Source organism: Streptomyces sp. NPDC048254, assembly GCF_043201895.1.
Taxonomy (GTDB): Bacteria; Actinomycetota; Actinomycetes; order Streptomycetales; family Streptomycetaceae; genus Streptomyces.
The window spans coordinates 1-978 of the sequence record NZ_JBICZJ010000044.1 but is presented as its reverse complement, the minus strand read 5'-3'; the positions used below and the strand labels follow the sequence as shown (position 1 = coordinate 978).

At 68.7% G+C, this 978-nt stretch carries 1 rRNA gene and 1 pseudogene; one reads left to right on the top strand and one right to left on the bottom strand.

The features are described 5' to 3' along the window. Positions 1-857 (top strand): annotated as a pseudogene (locus tag ACGFZQ_RS51970) (hypothetical protein); the annotation flags it as partial. A 29-nt stretch (positions 858-886) separates the two neighbouring features. Here ACGFZQ_RS51970 and rrf read toward each other — a convergent pair. Then, positions 887-978 (bottom strand): 5S ribosomal RNA (rrf, locus tag ACGFZQ_RS51965); the annotation flags it as partial.

Sequence of the window (978 nt, the reverse complement as noted above, 5' to 3'; positions counted from 1 at the left end):
CCACCACCACGATTGTCATCACGCCGGCTGTCGTCACGGCGGTCATCCCGACGGTCGTCACGCCGATCGTCCCGCCCGCGGTAACCGCCGCCGCCCCGGTTGTCGTCCCGACGGCCGCCATAGCCACCGCCGGCACCACGATTGTCGTCGCGCCGGTCGTCCCTGCCGCGGTAGCCACCGCCACCGCGGTTGTCGTCCCGACGGAAGTCACCACGGTCACCACGGTCACTCCGACCGCCACGGTCGTCGCGGTCATCACGACGGAACGCCGGACGGTCACCACGGTCGTCGCGCCGATCGTCCCGCCCGCGGTAGCCACCGCCGCCCCGGTTGTCGTCCCGACGGCCGCCGTAGCCACCACCGGCACCACGGTCGTCCCGCTGGAACGCCGGGCGGGAACCGCGGTTGTCATCACGCCGACCGTAGCCACCACCACGGTTGTCATCACGGCGGTTGTCATCACGCCGGTTGTCGTCACGGCGGTTGTCATCACGCCGGTTGTCATCGCGACGGACGTAACCGCCCCGGTCGTCGCCGCGACGCTCGTCACCACGACGGTCGTCCCGACGGGCGTATCCGCCACCGCGGTTGTCGTCGCGGCGGCCGTAGCCACCGCCACCACTGCCGCCACGATTGTCGTCGCGACGGACGTAACTGCCGCGGTCTCCGCGGTCGTTGCTGCGGTCGTTGCGGTCTCCGCGGTATCCACCACGGTCGCCACGGCCACCACGGTCACCACTGTCCCGTGGCCGCTGGTCGCGCTCCGGTCGCTCGTCGGGAGAGTTGGTGGACATGGTGACTCCTGTCTTCGGTACCGCAAGCATTGTAAAAACAAAAGGACCCCTGGTCCCAGCTGAACGCTGGTGACCAGGGGTCCTCAAAGATTGTTCGGCGGTGTCCTACTCTCCCACAGGGTCCCCCCTGCAGTACCATCGGCGCTGTAAGGCTTAGCTTCCGGGTTCGGAATGTAACCGGGCG